Origin of the sequence: Caballeronia temeraria (genome assembly GCF_001544795.2) — a bacterium.
GTDB classification, from domain to species: domain Bacteria; phylum Pseudomonadota; class Gammaproteobacteria; order Burkholderiales; family Burkholderiaceae; genus Caballeronia; species Caballeronia temeraria.
Map to the genome: position 1 here is coordinate 1 of NZ_FCOI02000007.1, position 13,355 is coordinate 13,355.

The 13,355-nt window shown below is 63.2% G+C and carries 15 protein-coding genes; 5 read left to right on the forward strand and 10 right to left on the reverse strand.

Annotation, left to right across the window (positions count from 1 at the left end; translation table 11 throughout):
* Nucleotides 1-389 precede the first annotated feature (389 nt).
* Nucleotides 390-698 (reverse strand): DUF4148 domain-containing protein, encoded by a 309-nt coding sequence (locus tag AWB76_RS12270; protein ID WP_061160405.1) that lies wholly within the window; start codon nucleotides 696-698, stop codon nucleotides 390-392.
* A gap of 391 nt (nucleotides 699-1,089) precedes the next feature.
* Between AWB76_RS12270 and AWB76_RS12275 the strand changes: the two genes are divergently transcribed.
* Nucleotides 1,090-1,416: a DUF4148 domain-containing protein gene (locus AWB76_RS12275; RefSeq protein WP_061160406.1), complete on the forward strand. Its 327-nt coding sequence runs from the start codon at nucleotides 1,090-1,092 to the stop codon at nucleotides 1,414-1,416.
* 163 nt (nucleotides 1,417-1,579) lie between these two features.
* Here the strand turns inward: AWB76_RS12275 and AWB76_RS12280 are convergent, their stop codons facing one another.
* Together AWB76_RS12280 and AWB76_RS12285 are read right to left on the reverse strand one after the other, a co-directional pair.
* A complete protein-coding gene (locus tag AWB76_RS12280) occupies nucleotides 1,580-2,695 on the reverse strand; it encodes a hypothetical protein (protein WP_061160407.1) in 1,116 nt (371 codons plus the stop codon).
* A 172-nt stretch (nucleotides 2,696-2,867) separates the two neighbouring features.
* Nucleotides 2,868-3,077, reverse strand: coding sequence for a hypothetical protein (locus AWB76_RS12285; protein WP_061160408.1), 210 nt, complete (start codon nucleotides 3,075-3,077; stop codon nucleotides 2,868-2,870).
* 323 nt (nucleotides 3,078-3,400) lie between these two features.
* Here AWB76_RS12285 and AWB76_RS12290 point away from each other — a divergent pair, with 323 nt between their 5' ends.
* Nucleotides 3,401-4,984, forward strand: a complete 1,584-nt coding sequence (locus tag AWB76_RS12290) for a hypothetical protein (RefSeq protein WP_244173335.1) — start codon at nucleotides 3,401-3,403, stop codon at nucleotides 4,982-4,984.
* Nucleotides 4,985-4,987: 3 nt separating this feature from the next.
* On the opposite strand, the gene AWB76_RS12295 is transcribed toward AWB76_RS12290, so the two are convergent.
* Entirely contained in the window at nucleotides 4,988-5,368 is a 381-nt protein-coding gene (locus AWB76_RS12295; RefSeq protein ID WP_061160410.1) for a hypothetical protein, read from the reverse strand.
* 161 nt (nucleotides 5,369-5,529) lie between these two features.
* Between AWB76_RS12295 and AWB76_RS12300 the strand changes: the two genes are divergently transcribed.
* A complete protein-coding gene (locus tag AWB76_RS12300; protein ID WP_061160411.1) occupies nucleotides 5,530-6,288 on the forward strand; it encodes an SDR family NAD(P)-dependent oxidoreductase in 759 nt (252 codons plus the stop codon).
* 105 nt (nucleotides 6,289-6,393) lie between these two features.
* Here the strand turns inward: AWB76_RS12300 and AWB76_RS12305 are convergent, their stop codons facing one another.
* The 5 genes from AWB76_RS12305 to AWB76_RS12320 all read right to left on the reverse strand — a co-directional run bounded on the left by AWB76_RS12305 (nucleotide 6,394) and on the right by AWB76_RS12320 (nucleotide 10,722).
* Nucleotides 6,394-7,641 carry a porin gene (locus tag AWB76_RS12305; protein ID WP_061160412.1) on the reverse strand — a complete coding sequence of 416 codons (1,248 nt, stop codon included), beginning with the start codon at nucleotides 7,639-7,641 and terminating at the stop codon, nucleotides 6,394-6,396.
* Nucleotides 7,642-7,813: 172 nt separating this feature from the next.
* Nucleotides 7,814-8,050 (reverse strand): hypothetical protein, encoded by a 237-nt coding sequence (locus AWB76_RS41590; protein WP_167357750.1) that lies wholly within the window; start codon nucleotides 8,048-8,050, stop codon nucleotides 7,814-7,816.
* Nucleotides 8,051-8,167: 117 nt separating this feature from the next.
* The gene (locus tag AWB76_RS12310) at nucleotides 8,168-8,440 is read right to left on the reverse strand and encodes a hypothetical protein (protein WP_061160413.1); all 273 of its coding nucleotides are present in this window, start codon (nucleotides 8,438-8,440) and stop codon (nucleotides 8,168-8,170) included.
* Between the two features lie 77 nt (nucleotides 8,441-8,517).
* Nucleotides 8,518-9,675: a Rieske 2Fe-2S domain-containing protein gene (locus AWB76_RS12315; RefSeq protein WP_061160414.1), complete on the reverse strand. Its 1,158-nt coding sequence runs from the start codon at nucleotides 9,673-9,675 to the stop codon at nucleotides 8,518-8,520.
* A gap of 126 nt (nucleotides 9,676-9,801) precedes the next feature.
* Entirely contained in the window at nucleotides 9,802-10,722 is a 921-nt protein-coding gene (locus AWB76_RS12320) for a LysR family transcriptional regulator (RefSeq protein ID WP_061160415.1), read from the reverse strand.
* Between the two features lie 98 nt (nucleotides 10,723-10,820).
* Here AWB76_RS12320 and AWB76_RS12325 point away from each other — a divergent pair, with 98 nt between their 5' ends.
* Complete coding sequence (locus AWB76_RS12325; RefSeq protein WP_061160416.1) at nucleotides 10,821-11,750, forward strand: DMT family transporter; 930 nt, start codon at nucleotides 10,821-10,823, stop codon at nucleotides 11,748-11,750.
* A gap of 12 nt (nucleotides 11,751-11,762) precedes the next feature.
* Here the strand turns inward: AWB76_RS12325 and AWB76_RS12330 are convergent, their stop codons facing one another.
* Nucleotides 11,763-12,386 (reverse strand): DUF938 domain-containing protein, encoded by a 624-nt coding sequence (locus AWB76_RS12330; RefSeq protein ID WP_061160643.1) that lies wholly within the window; start codon nucleotides 12,384-12,386, stop codon nucleotides 11,763-11,765.
* A 394-nt stretch (nucleotides 12,387-12,780) separates the two neighbouring features.
* Here AWB76_RS12330 and AWB76_RS12335 point away from each other — a divergent pair, with 394 nt between their 5' ends.
* Entirely contained in the window at nucleotides 12,781-13,320 is a 540-nt protein-coding gene (locus AWB76_RS12335) for an ankyrin repeat domain-containing protein (protein WP_061160417.1), read from the forward strand.
* Nucleotides 13,321-13,355: the final 35 nt, after the last annotated feature.

Genomic DNA, 13,355 nt, shown 5'->3' on the forward strand with positions numbered 1-13,355 from the left:
GATTGGCCGATACGTCGCCGGGTTGGGTCGGGCTCGGGATGTCCAGGGATTGGGTGTACATGCGGGGCTCCGCTCGTCTTTTTGAGATACGATGGAGCGAGTATAACTATTAACCGACCGTCCGGTTGATTAATTTTACATGCAACTTTCGCGACACAAATAGCATCGCGTTAACCCCATATCGCCACCGCGCTGCGAAACGATGATCGACGCAAAAAAGCCCAGCCGCGCAGCGGACTGGGCAAAACCACCGGTAATCCGGCGGCGGAGGTGCTTCACGTTTGCGTAAGCTACGCTCGGAAGCGCATTTTGTATTCTGGATGCATGAGACCGACCCGCATTACGTCATGCGGCGATTCGGAGCAGGCCGACAATCACATCCAATGTTTTCACTGACCGAAGAACACACCTTGGGAATCGACGCGCTTGCTCGCACCACCCGATTGCCCCGCTGCACCCGTCGATGAACCATAGCCTTCTGCTTGCGCCTGAGCGATGCGCAGATCGGCAACACGCGCTTCGGCTGACTGCAGCTTCGCCGGGTAGGACGCGTCTTCTGCGATGGGCCTATAACCGGCCATCTCGAGCTGGGCAAGTGCGCCCCGGACCTCTCCGCGGCTCGCGCTCGATTGAGCGAACGAAGCAAGCGGCGTGGAGACGACTGCAATTGCGACAACCACGTTGACCCACGATTTCATGCTCGACTCTCCCTGTCATTCGATGGACCCGGCGCGCTTCGCAAATCGAGACATGCCGGAAGGACGACCGAAGTGTAGGGATACTGCCGTCAATGATCATTCGCCGGTACAAGGAAGCATCTTTACGAAATTGGTAAAGAATGCCCTGTTCAACTGCCGAGAACCAACGTGCAGTCGGGCACGGAAGTTCAGAGTCGGCTTGTCATCCTGGCCATGACTCGTCACTTTCACACAATGCAAAGATGCACGGACACAATTATTCCAATATCGACAAAGATCATTCAACGGAAACGCGAATGATCTTCGGAAGTCTCGTCTTTAAACTCCGTTCACAAGCTGCTTAAAACGAAACCGGCAGCACGAACAGAAATCCGAATCGGAGGTAGTCATCATGAAGACGTTCATTTCCGCAGTCGCCGTCGCCGCTGCTCTCGCCGTTCCCGCTCTCTCGTTTGCACAGCAATCGGACGCTCCGATCAGTCGTGCACAAGTGCGCGCCGAATTGGTTCAACTCGAAAAGGCTGGCTATAACCCGAATATCAGCGACCCGTCCTATCCGTCGAACATTCAGGCCGCACAGGCACGCGTGAATACGGAACAACTCGCGCAAGCATCGGTGCAATCGAGCGACTACGGTTCGACCACCAATGGCTCGTCGCAATCGGGCCGCACGATCGCCGCTCAACCGCGTGCGCTCGGCGCCTACTTCGGTCAGTAAGCGAAAAGCATGATCAGCTGATTCACATCGGCTACACGCAAAAAAGGCGACATCCAAACGATGTCGCCTTTTTGTGTTTTTGCGTTTTGCATGCGAAATGCTTTATGCACGATCGCATTTTGCATCCCGCATATTGCGCACGATCTGCACTTCGACTTGTCCCTCAGTTCGCCGGAATGGTAACGACCGGCGACCTCGCCGTATCCGTGACTTCCGCGAGCGCCATCAGGTTTTGAACGACCGTGAAGGCGTATTTCGAGTCGAAGTCGCCGCGATCGATCCAGTAGTTGGCCTTGTCGTAGAGCACGCTCACGTACGCATCCTGCGGCGCCTTCTCGCCGACCTTGACGATGATCGTCGGCCGCGTTTCGCCGCCGATCAGCCCGATGCCGGGTTTGGTCGCTCCGCTGCCCACCTGCGCATCCGGCACGGCGATCTGCGCGCCGAGATCGGTCAGGATGCCGAGCACCGAGCGCGTGACCATGGGAATGCGGTTGCGATCCGACGACTGCCCGTAGACGATCTCATAGGTCTTCATCTTCGGCGAGAGGTGCAGAAGCTTCCTCACGAGTGTGAGATCGTCGACGACCGCCTTGCTCTCTCCGCTACGCGTCGCGCCGAGCGTGATGAACACGCCGCCCTTGTCCGCGCTGTTGCCCTTTGCATTTTTGTCGGTCTTGCCGTTCTTGTCGTCATCCGCGTTACGCGTTTCGATGTTCAACTCGCCGGCCAGTTGCAATCGGCGAAAAGCCTGCAGCAGCAGGAAGAATTCGGGCGATCCCGATGCGTTCGGTCCGCCCAGTGCGTTGCCATTCTGCAGGCCGCTGATCGACTGCGCGGTAATGCGCAGCAACAGATCGATCGGAATGCCGGATTCCGCGAGCGGCATCACGAGCGACGGGGAAAGCGGACGGATGTAGGCGCTCGCATAAGCGTCTCCGGTGGTCGGGGTGAAGGTGAACGTCGGATGATTCGAATAGGAAACGCTGCCCGTCGCCTGCGCGTAGTTCGGCTGCGCGCCCGAACCGGCATTGAGCACGACGCCGCCCGTCGTGTCGAACGTGTACGCCGCGATGATGCTGCTCACCGTGAGAAACGATGGCGCATCCGCGAACCGCAATCCGACAATCGCTGCAAGAATTTCACGCTTTTTCGCATCGCCGAGCGCCCGGGCGTAATCCACCTGATCCGCTTTCAGGCGGCCCGGGCCGATGCCCGCGCAGCCCGCTGTGAGAAAGGATACGGAGAGAATTGCTATCGCTACGGCTTTCCTTGTCATGGGCGTTTTATGAAGGTGATGAGGAGGATCGACGGCGAAAGACCGCGGAGCACCCGGGCCGCGGTCGCAAATTTCATACCTTTGAGCGCGAACGATCCCACCCGGCGCGTTGCACGCCGGTTTTTCCAGCATGTCGCGGCCCGTGTTTCGTCAGGCCGCGAGGAACGTCAGATCACGAAGCGCCGTGCTGTTGCGCTTTCGCCTGCGCGTTGTGTTCTCGCGAGGGCACTTGCGCGATGTGTCGACTCGCTTCCTTGTGTTGCGCGACGAGCGCATCGAGCCGGTCCTGAGCGAAGCGCGGACCGTCGTCGCGTGCGAAAGCCGGCGCGGCAAGCGTTGCTGCCGCAAGGACGATGACCGTGGCGAAAGGCGTTCTTCTCATGATTCACCCCGCGATTGAGCGCGGCGGGCCTCGAGCGCCGCCGCTCGACTAGCATCGCACATCGCCGTGAAAGCTGCCCGGCGCGCGTTCGCGATCGCGGCACAAGTCGCGCGTGCCGGAGAGTGCGCGATCAAAAATACAGTTAGCATAACGAATTAAATACATGCCTATGTACGAAAGCACGCACTTATCGTTCAAAACCGAAGCCTGCAATTCGTCTTCCGATGCAAACAGATCGCGTTCCTATGGCAACGCTCCGGTGACCGTGCGCAAGTAGTTGCATAAACCCGGATCGATGTCTGCCCGGACACGAGGAGACAAGCATGAGTTCGACTGCGACCACGCATGCCGCCTTGGACGACATGGACGACATGGGCGGCGACGCCAACGACGCAGCATTCAGCGACGGCGAGCCGGGCCCGCGCGCGCAGGCCGATATCGCTAAATGCGAAGCGCTCATCTCGCATGCTGCGGAGACCGGCACCCTCCTCGACAAAGCCGACGTCGACGCGGTTCGCGGCGCGCGAGCGGCCTTCGATCAGGGCATCTGGAGCCGTGCGATCGGCAGCGCGTTCTATGGCGCGATGAGCCGCATCGCGGCATCGGTGCAATATCCCGGGCGGCGCATCGTCGACGATCTCGATCACTGTCGCGACATGGTTTCGTATGGCGCGCAGAACGGCAAGCTGCTCGACGAGCACGATATCGAAGCGATGTCGAAAGCGCGCGCCGCGCAGCAGGACCACACGTGGAATCCGGAAATCGAGAGCGCGTTCTACGCCGCGATGAGCCGCATCGCGCATGCGGTGACGCCGGTCGTCGCGGAAACGGCCGGCGAAGAAGCGCGTCAGGGCGCACGCCGCGCGATTCGCATCTACACGCGTTCGGCGATCGCACTCACGCTGCTCGTCGTGTCGCTTTCATGTCTGCTCTTCGTCGCGAATCAGGTGTCGACGGATATCGCCGCCGTCGTCAAATCGAACGATACCGCCGCACTCACGTTGCACAATCAGTTGCAGGCGCACGCGGTCGCGATCGCCGACGCCGACAGGCAAAAAGATCCCGCCGCCGTCATCGCGCTGCAAAACTCGCAGCCCGCGTTGCAAATCAAGGAAGAGTTGCAGCGTTTCGCGACGAACAATCGCCAGCTTTTCGCCGATGTGTCGCGCATCAGCGCGTTCACGACGAGTCTCGGCCTCGGCGCGATACGCAGTCCCTACAAGGCGCCCTGCGACGCCGAAGAAAACGTGCTCAATTTTCAGGGCGCATACCGGACCTCGCATTCGCCGAAGTACTACGGCGGCACGACCGCGAGCGGCGACTGGCAGTGCAGCCCCGACGTCGCGCGCAAGGTGCTCGAGATCACGCTTCCGATGCTCGCGAAGCCTAACGCCGAACCAGGTGACACCACTCCGCCGACCGATCTCGACGCCGTCGCGCAAGGGTTTCAGAAGATCGCGGTCTATCAGGACATCCGCGCGATGGCGCTCTATGCCAACGACATCATCCTGTCGATCGTCGGCGCCGTGACGGGCTTTCTGCTGCCGGTGCTCTATGCGTGGCTCGGCGCATGTGCCGCGATTCTGCGGCAGCTCTCCGCCGATTCCGCGGCCAACACGTTCCATCCCGAACATTCGAAGGTCGCCAATCGCGCCCATGTAACGAGCGCGATCATCGTCGGCATTTCGATCGGGCTTTTCAGCAAGCTGCTGGAAGGCGGCAAGGATGTGTCGCCGCTCGCGATCGCGTTTGTCGCGGGTTACGCATCGGACAAGTTCTTCTATTTCGTCGACAGGCTCGTCGGCGCGATGTTTCCGCCACGCGCGGAATCGCCCGCGCGAACCACTCGCGCTGATGGCGGTGCGCCGCGCACGTCCGATCTCGCCGCAAAACCGCCGGGCGTCTGATCGCTAGAAGAGATGCGGCGGGCGTCGGTCGGTCATGCCGCGCGGCAGGGGTTCGTCGAGCTCGAATTCGACGCTCGGATAATCCTGCAGACGGCCGCTGAATTCGGCCTCGCGTTCGCTCGTGAAAAGGCCGTCGAGATAGTCGAAGGACAGCTCGCCGGCGAGCGCCTTCAGCGCCAGTTCGGCGCTGCGCCTGGAGTCCGTGACGATATCGCCCGAATCCATGCAGGCGCGAAACTGGCCGCTCTTCGATTCCATCGCGCCGATGTCGATCACCTTGCCGTCGATGTTCTGTGCGAGCACGCGCTCCTCAACCGCAAAAAGCCTGAACGGACGTTCGAGGCTCGCCGGCGCCGTGCTGCTTTTGCGTTCCTGATTGGACATGGTGCGGTTCTCCGTAAGGGCATCGATCGAAACGACGCAGCAAAGGCCGCGCCCGCCGCCTGTGCAGTGCAGCATCGACGCGCCTTTCCTGCACGCGCCGCGCCGTCCTACATTGAACCATCGCCCACGCAAACGAAGGAGCAGTCACCGTGAATGGAACCATGAGCGGCAAGATCGCGGTCATCACCGGTGCGAGCCGCGGACTCGGACGCAACGCGGCATTGAAGCTTGCGCAGGCAGGCGCTGGCGTGATCGGCACCTATAACCGCAACGTGGACGCGGCACGCTCGCTCGTCGATGACATCGGGCAATTCGGCGGCAAGGCGGCCATGCTCAAACTCGACGTCGCCCGTTGCGAGACCTTCGCCGCTTTTGGCGACGCGCTCTGCAAGACGCTCGAAGATACCTTCGAGCGCGAGAACTTCGACTTTCTCGTGAACAACGCGGGCATCGGCCTACACGCGCTCTTCGCGGACACGACGCCGGCGCAGTTTGACGAGCTCGTCAACGTCCACCTGAAGGGCCCCTTCTTTCTGACGCAGACGCTGCTGCCCTATCTGCACGAGGAAGGCGCGATTCTCAATGTGTCGAGCGGGCTCACGCGTTTCGCGCTGCCGGGCTTTGCCGCGTATGCCGTGATGAAAGGCGGGATCGAGGTCTTCACGCGCTATCTCGCCAAAGAACTCGGCCCGCACGGCATCACGGTCAACACCATCGCGCCGGGCGCGATCGAGACGGACTTCGGCGGCGGCGTCGTGCGCGACGATCACGATACCAACCGGTTCATCGCGGACAACACGGCGCTCGGACGCGCGGGTCTTCCGGACGATATCGGCGGCGCAATCGTGGCGATACTCTCGGACGGCAACCGCTGGATGACGGCGCAACGCGTCGAGGTGTCGGGCGGGATGTTCATTTGACGCCGCAGGCTGCGTCGCAGGCACACGAAAAAAAACCGGACGCCGAGGGCGTCCGGTTTTTGCATGCAGTATGCGTAATGCCTAATGCATCGTGCCGCGAAGCGCTTAGAAGCGGTGGATGATGCCCACGCCCGCTGCGAACATGCTGCGCGATGCCGACGGCGCGTTCTGGAAGCCGTCGCCGATGGTCGCGTTCGCTGCGGTCTGGCGGTTCGCCGTCGTGCCCGACGGAACGGCCAGCGTGTTGCCGTTCGCGCGCTGGAATGCTTCCAGTGCGTACAGGCCCGTGCGCTTCGACAGCGAGTAGTACTGCGAGAGGTTGAACTGGTGATACGAAGCGGCGTCGTTGATGCCGTTCGCCTTGCTGGCCCACGTGTAGCTGTAGCCCGCTGCGAAGTCCCATGCCGACGTTGCTTTCCAGTGCAGCACCGTGCCGGCCGTGTTGAACACGGCTTCGTCGGTGAACAGCGAGTTCACGCCCGGAATGTACTGAACGTTCGTGTACGTGACCGAGATGTCCCACGCGCTGTTGAACTGATAGCCGCCCGCGACCGCGAAGCGCTGCTGCGCTTGTGCGCGCTGGTAGCCCGCCGTCACCGCCGACACGCCCGGCTGACCGCCGCCGGTCGTGCTCGTCGTATCGTTGATGGTGGTCGACTGACCGCTATAGACGCCGCCGCCGTTAGCCGCGTTGTTGATGCGCGAGAACGCCACCGCACCGCCGATCGGACCTTGCTGATACTGGATCGCAGCCGTCCAGGTCGAGCCTTGATACACGCTGTCGGGCACGCCTGCGAGCGAGTACGAGCCGCTCACCGTGAAGCCGTACAGCTTCGGCGACGTGTAGACGACCGAGTTGTTCGCGCGGTAGATCGTGTCCAGACCGTCCACATCGCCCGGGTGCGCGCCGAAGTAACCGGTCAGCCAGTTCGTCGGGCTGTACGGCGAAAGCAGCGTGTAGTACGAGGTGTACTGACGGCCGAGGGTCAGCGTACCGTAGGCCGGATTCGTGAGACCGACCCATGCCTGACGGCCGAACATCGCGTTGGTGAACTGCTGCTGTCCGCTGTTGATGTCGAAGCCCGATTCCAACTGGAAGATGGCCTTGTTGCCGCCGCCCAGATCTTCAGCGCCCTTCAAACCAAAACGGCTGCCGGCCCAGATGCCCGACGCCATCTTGACGTTCGAGCGGCCCGGATTCGTCTTGGCGAGGTTGGTCTGGCTGCTTTGATAGACGATCGAATCGTCGACGATACCGTACAGCGTCACGCTGCTTTGCGCGAACGCCGGTGCCGCGGCGGCGAACGCCGTGGCTGCGACGATTGCGGCCTTGGTCATCGTGAAACCCTTCATTTTTTCTCCTCAAGCGGTGGGCAAGTGACTTGCGTGCGAGTCTTGGAACCGGTGCCGCCGTCGCGACTTCGTTATGTTTCAACTCGTAACTTTTATCGCTGGCAAGTGTATGGCTTACAGACCGAATGGGAAAGAAAGTCGCACTTTGGTGTCGTTTTTTTTCACTGTCTGGTTAACCAGTATTTTCTGGCTCGCAGATATTGGGCAACCGGGCGCGAAACTGACAGAAAGCTGTCAGTAAAGTGGCGAATCTGCTGTCGCGCGGAGTGACACGGCCGCCGAATCGAAGGCGCTTCGCCTTGCTGCACAAGGCTCGCGCCGATTTCAGGCCGCTGTGGGCTGCATCGGGGATGAAGAAAAAGTGTGAACAGGCGATCAGAAAGATCGCCCGCTTGCGTGCTTGCGTCATGGAAGCGACATGAATCGCCCGGCGCCGGAATTGATCTGACAGTTACCCGACGGTGCGCAGACGCGAGATTGACATCGGGCGAGCGCGTTGCAAGCTTGCGCCGCCCGATCGAACCGTTTAGTGCTCGATCTTCGCGCGCAGCTCGCGCGCCGTTTCGAGCAGGCCTTCGTAGCCCGAACGCGCATGCGACGGCAAGTCCGGATCGCCGACGAGCGTGCCGAGCGTCTCGATGATGCTATACAGAATGCCCTTCGCCGCGCCGGCCGCCATCTTGCCCGTCGCGTAGGATTCGTCGACGTGCGAAATGGCGGCATCGAAATGCTCGACTTCGGGATGCGCCTCCCCGATACCCGATGCGTCGTCGCGCGGCTTGGTCGGGTCGCTGTTCATGGCGATGCTCCTTTCGTGTGTGGTTCTCTCTGTATAGCGCCACGGCGCGCAGCACGCAATCGGCTCGCGCGCACGTCTCAGGATGCGGGCAGTTCCTGCACCGGCTGGATGAAGTGAACGCGCCGCGTGTCGCCGGTGCTGCGGCCCGCGCCATGCGGCACGCCGTGCTCCGTCAGCAACGCGCGCAGTTCGATGATGACCGGAAACACCTCGTGATTGTGATCCGCGCCCTGCCGGTCATGCGCTTCCTGCTCCCGCTCGACGATCCAGCGATCCTCCTTGAAGATGCGCTCGGTGAACCACACGAGCAGCGGCCACGCGGCATCGAGCAGGCCGGCGATCTTCGGGCGCCGGATCGACAAGAGACCGAAGGTGCGGTTCGTGCGCTGCTCGGCGTCGAGCGGCACGTAGGCGATCCACAGGTCCATCACCATGGTGTCGTCCTTGGTGCGGATCTTCAGCGTCTGATAGGGATACTCGGTGCGGATCGTCATGACGTCCTTCTGGTCGTCGTCGGGCTTCGTGCCGCGCTTTTGCCCGAAGACGAGCGCCTCGCCGATCGGCTGCTTGCCCGCCTCGCGCGCAAACGTGTAGTCGACTTCGATCCAGTCGTCGCCGCGCCGCCGGCCGAGCGAACGCGCGCGCATGCTGCCCATCTGCCGCCGATGCAGGAACTGATGGTTCATGTCCATCAGGTTCTCGTGCATGAACGAGTAGTGGCACTTCACCTCGCGGCCGAAGCGGCGCGTCTTGTAGGCGCGATCGGTGGCGGCGCTGAGGTCCGGAAACTTCGCCGTCTCGGCGAGCGCCGGGTCGCCCGTAAACACGAAGATGAGTCCGCCCGACTCGCGGCACGGATATGCGCGCACGCCGTTGGGTAAGCGCTCACGTCCGAGATAGGGAATGTCGGTGCATCGGCCGGTGCAGTCATAGGTCCAGCCGTGATAGCAGCATCGAATGGATTCACCGTCGACGACACCCGCCGACAGCGGCACCTGCCGATGCGCGCAGCGGTCTTCCAGCGCGAACACCTTGCCGGACGCGGTGCGCACGAGCACGATCGGATCGCCCGCGAAACGCACGCCATGCGCGCGGCCGGCCTTTACCTCGCGCGACCACGCGAGCGGATACCAGTGATCGGGATGAATGTCGACGCGGCGCAGATCGCGCGGCGGCTTCGCCGAAGTATCGATGGAACCGGCTTCCTGCTCGCCTTGCGGCAACGCTGCGTGCATGTACGACGCCTCCGGTGAAGGGAGATCGGATTAAGCGCCACGCTCGCGCGCAACGCAATGAACGACCATTCGCAGTCTACACGGCGTCGATCTTTTCGGCGCGCGCCACATGGCCGGGGATCGTGCTCACGTTCGCTCGCCGAGATGCGCGTGCAGATGGTCGATCAGCACGCGCACCTTCGGCGGCAGAAAGCGATTGGGCGGATAAAGCAGCCACACCGGCCCCTGATACGCGCGCGCCTGCATGTCCCAGTCCGCGAGCACGGCCTGGACGCGGCCCGACGCGAGCGCGTCGCGGGCGGCGAATTCCGGCAGCGCCGCGATGCCGAGCCCGCCTTCGGCCGCTTCGAGCCGCGCGCCCGCGTGATTGGCGATATAGCGCCCGTGCACCGCGACCGTCACCGTCTCGCTGCTCTGGCTGAAACGCCAGCGATGATCGTCGGCGGTTTCGCCGAGATGAATGCAATCGTGATGCCCGAGCTCGCGCGGATGAAGCGGCGCACCCCGCTCGCGCAGATACGCCGCCGATGCGCACAGCAGCCAGCGCACGCGTCCGAGCGGACGCCCGGCGAGTCCCTGCGGCGGATGGTTCGTCGCGCGAATGACGAGATCGACGTTGCTGTCGAGCGGATCGATATCGTGATCGGTGAAGACGAGTTGCAGATCGACGTCCGGATAGGCCGCCAAAAATGCCGGCACGAGCGGGTGGATGACGGATTTCGCGTACGCCGTCGGCGCCGACAGCGTGACGCGTCCCTGCGGCTTGCCCGAGACCTGCCCGGCTGCATCGACGGCACCCGCTGCGGCCGTGGCCATCTCGCGGCAATGCCGATACACCTGAAGGCCCGATTCGGTGACACGGACCTTGCGCGTCGAGCGCTCGAGCAGCCGCGTGGCGAGCGCCTCTTCGAGACGCTTGATCTGGCGGCTGACCGTCGATGGCGTGCTGCCCAGTTGCCGCGCCGCGACCGAAAAATTGCCCGCATCGACGACGCGCGCGAACACGGCCATATCGGGCATCAGATCGAAGAGATCAGCTAAATTCATTTGTGCATTCGCGACAATAAACCTGTGCCTCGGAACCCGATTATCGCTTCGATCGCATCATTCGACAATGACGGCTCCCTTCGCACCGGAGCCGCCGCATGAACATCGAATCGCCCGTCCGACGTCTGCTTCCTCTGTCCGACCTTCTGCTCTTCGCCGTCGCGATGGTCTGGGGCAGCAGTTACGGCATCGTCAAGCACGCGCTTGCGTTTTATCCCGTGCTGGCGCTGCTCGCGCTGCGCTTCGGCATCACGTTCTGCCTGCTCGCCGTGAATCTGCGGCATCTGCGGCACGCGAATGCAGCGACGCTGCGCGGCGTGCTCGTCCTCGGCATGCTGCTGCTCGCAATCTTTCTGGCTGAGACGTTCGGCGTCCAGCACACGCGCGCCGCAAACGCGGCGTTTCTGATCAGCTTGTGCGTCGTGCTGACGCCGCTCGTCGAATGGGCGCTGCTCAAGCGCCGTCCGGGCGCGGCGGAGTGGCTTGCGGTCGGTGTGTCGTTCGCGGGTGCATGGCTGCTCGCGAGCGATGGCGCACTCACCTTCGACTTCAATCTCGGCGATGGGCTCATCCTCGCCGCCGCCGTGCTGCGCGCGCTGTCGGTCTGCGTGACCAAGCGCGTGCTGCGCTGCGCGCCGCTGCCCGCGCTCACCGTGACGGCGGTGCAGGCGGGCGTGGTCGCATCGGGGAGCGCGCTCATCGCGTTGATGTTCGCGCCGTCGCAATGGCAGCCGTTGCCCGCGTTCGCCGGTCACGGCATGTTCTGGGGATCGGTGCTGTATCTCGTCGGCGCGTGCACCCTCTTCGCGTTTTTCGCGCAGAACTACGCGATCGGCCGCAGCAGCCCGACGCGCGTCTCGCTCCTGATGGGCAGCGAGCCGGCGTTTGGCGCGATTTTCGCGAGCGTGTGGCTCGGCGAACATGTGTCGATGGCGGGCTGGATCGGCGGCGGGATGATCGTCGCCGCGTCGCTGATGGCGACCGTGCCCTGGCGCGTCGTGTTCGCGGCGCGTCCGGGCGAAGCGTGACCGCGACCTCGCTCAGGCGCGCTTCTCGAACACCACGCTGAAGTTGTTGGCCGGCATCGCGACCGTCTCCACGAGCGTGAATCCGGCCTTCTCGCCCAGCGCCTCGACCGCTTCCATCTCGCGCACGCCCCAGCGCGGATCGCGTGCGCGCAATTGCTGATCGAAGGCGTCGTTGCTCGGTGCGGTATGCGCGCCATTGCGCCGATACGGCCCGTACAGGAACAGTACGCCCCCCGCGTCGAGGCGCGCGCCGGCGCCGCGAAAGAGCGCCTCAGCCGCTTCCCACGGCGCGATGTGAATCATGTTGATGCACACGATCGCCGCCGCTTTCGCGATGCCCCAATCGTCGCTCAGCACATCGAGCGCGAGCGGCGCGTTCAGATTCGCGAGTCCCGCGTGAGCGCGCCACGCGGCGATGGAATCGCGCGCTTGCGCATCGAGATCGCTCGGTTGCCAGACGATGCCGGGCAACGCCGCCGCGCAATGCACGGCATGTTGTCCGGTGCCGCTCGCGATCTCGAGCACGACGCCGCTCGGCGGCAGAACGCGCGCGAGCACCGACAGAACCGCATCGCGATTGCGTTCGGCGGCGGGCGCGCGGCGGCGCACGGTGTCGTCGGATGAGGTTTGATTCATATGCGATTGCGCGTGTGCGCGCATCTCCAGGTGCGTGAAAGCCGACATGTCGTGTCGAGCCTAGCGGCACGCACGAATCGGCGTCAAGCGCGGCGCGCGCCGGAAAGCCAAGGCCCGAAGGATGGCGCGATTCGTGCTGCCGGATGACGCGATTCGCGTGGCCGATCCGCGCCCCTCGCCGGCGGAAACCGCGGATTGCCAGCAAACCTGTGTATGCTCCGGTTGATCCCGCGTCCGCTTTTGCATTTTGCATGCACGCGTATTGCATTCCGAATGCCATATTGAATGCATTCCGAACGCACGCAAAATGCCGGCGCAGCATGACAGAGAGCGAGCTGTGCATCCCCGACAAACTCAGGTCCGCATACGCGGTGCGATCGAAACGGAGTGAATCATGCAGCACGACCAGAACCAGAACTCGCCGAAGCCATCGAACGACGGCCCCGACGACGACATGATCGCGTTCGCGAGCGAAGTGTTCGATGTCGCCCGCCGTGGCGACGCCGCGATGCTCGACGCGCTTCTCGCGAAAGGCCTCCCGCCCAATCTGCGCAACGACAAGGGCGACAGTCTCGTGATGCTTGCGAGCTATCACGGCCATGCCGACGCGGTGCGCGTGCTGCTGCAACACAACGCCGATGCGAACCTGCGCAACGACAATGGCCAGACGCCGATCGCGGGCGCCGCGTTCAAGGGCTTCCGCGACGTGATCGAAACGCTGCTCGCGCATGGCGCGGATGTCGAGGGTGCATCGCCCGACGGCCGCACGGCGCTCATGATCGCGGCGATGTTCAACCGTGTCGAGATCGTCGACTTGCTGATCGCGCGCGGCGCCGATCCGGATGCACGCGACGCGGGCGGTTTCTGCGCGCGCGATGCCGCCGAGAAGATGGGCGCGCCCGACACGGCCGCCCGGCTCGCGAAAGTATCGTGAGCGTGAAAGCATTCGATTGGCACAATGCACTCTGC

What these genes read in the sequence shown, in the direction of transcription:
- AWB76_RS12270 (WP_061160405.1), bottom strand. Translation starts at nt 698, where the DNA reads ATGAAATCGTGGGTCAACGTGGTTGTCGCAATTGCAGTCGTCTCCACG.
- AWB76_RS12275 (WP_061160406.1), top strand. Translation starts at nt 1,090, where the DNA reads ATGAAGACGTTCATTTCCGCAGTCGCCGTCGCCGCTGCTCTCGCCGTT.
- AWB76_RS12280 (WP_061160407.1), bottom strand. Translation starts at nt 2,695, where the DNA reads ATGACAAGGAAAGCCGTAGCGATAGCAATTCTCTCCGTATCCTTTCTC.
- AWB76_RS12285 (WP_061160408.1), bottom strand. Translation starts at nt 3,077, where the DNA reads ATGAGAAGAACGCCTTTCGCCACGGTCATCGTCCTTGCGGCAGCAACG.
- AWB76_RS12290 (WP_244173335.1), top strand. Translation starts at nt 3,401, where the DNA reads ATGAGTTCGACTGCGACCACGCATGCCGCCTTGGACGACATGGACGAC.
- AWB76_RS12295 (WP_061160410.1), bottom strand. Translation starts at nt 5,368, where the DNA reads ATGTCCAATCAGGAACGCAAAAGCAGCACGGCGCCGGCGAGCCTCGAA.
- AWB76_RS12300 (WP_061160411.1), top strand. Translation starts at nt 5,530, where the DNA reads ATGAGCGGCAAGATCGCGGTCATCACCGGTGCGAGCCGCGGACTCGGA.
- AWB76_RS12305 (WP_061160412.1), bottom strand. Translation starts at nt 7,641, where the DNA reads ATGAAGGGTTTCACGATGACCAAGGCCGCAATCGTCGCAGCCACGGCG.
- AWB76_RS41590 (WP_167357750.1), bottom strand. Translation starts at nt 8,050, where the DNA reads ATGACGCAAGCACGCAAGCGGGCGATCTTTCTGATCGCCTGTTCACAC.
- AWB76_RS12310 (WP_061160413.1), bottom strand. Translation starts at nt 8,440, where the DNA reads ATGAACAGCGACCCGACCAAGCCGCGCGACGACGCATCGGGTATCGGG.
- AWB76_RS12315 (WP_061160414.1), bottom strand. Translation starts at nt 9,675, where the DNA reads ATGCACGCAGCGTTGCCGCAAGGCGAGCAGGAAGCCGGTTCCATCGAT.
- AWB76_RS12320 (WP_061160415.1), bottom strand. Translation starts at nt 10,722, where the DNA reads ATGAATTTAGCTGATCTCTTCGATCTGATGCCCGATATGGCCGTGTTC.
- AWB76_RS12325 (WP_061160416.1), top strand. Translation starts at nt 10,821, where the DNA reads ATGAACATCGAATCGCCCGTCCGACGTCTGCTTCCTCTGTCCGACCTT.
- AWB76_RS12330 (WP_061160643.1), bottom strand. Translation starts at nt 12,386, where the DNA reads ATGAATCAAACCTCATCCGACGACACCGTGCGCCGCCGCGCGCCCGCC.
- AWB76_RS12335 (WP_061160417.1), top strand. Translation starts at nt 12,781, where the DNA reads ATGCAGCACGACCAGAACCAGAACTCGCCGAAGCCATCGAACGACGGC.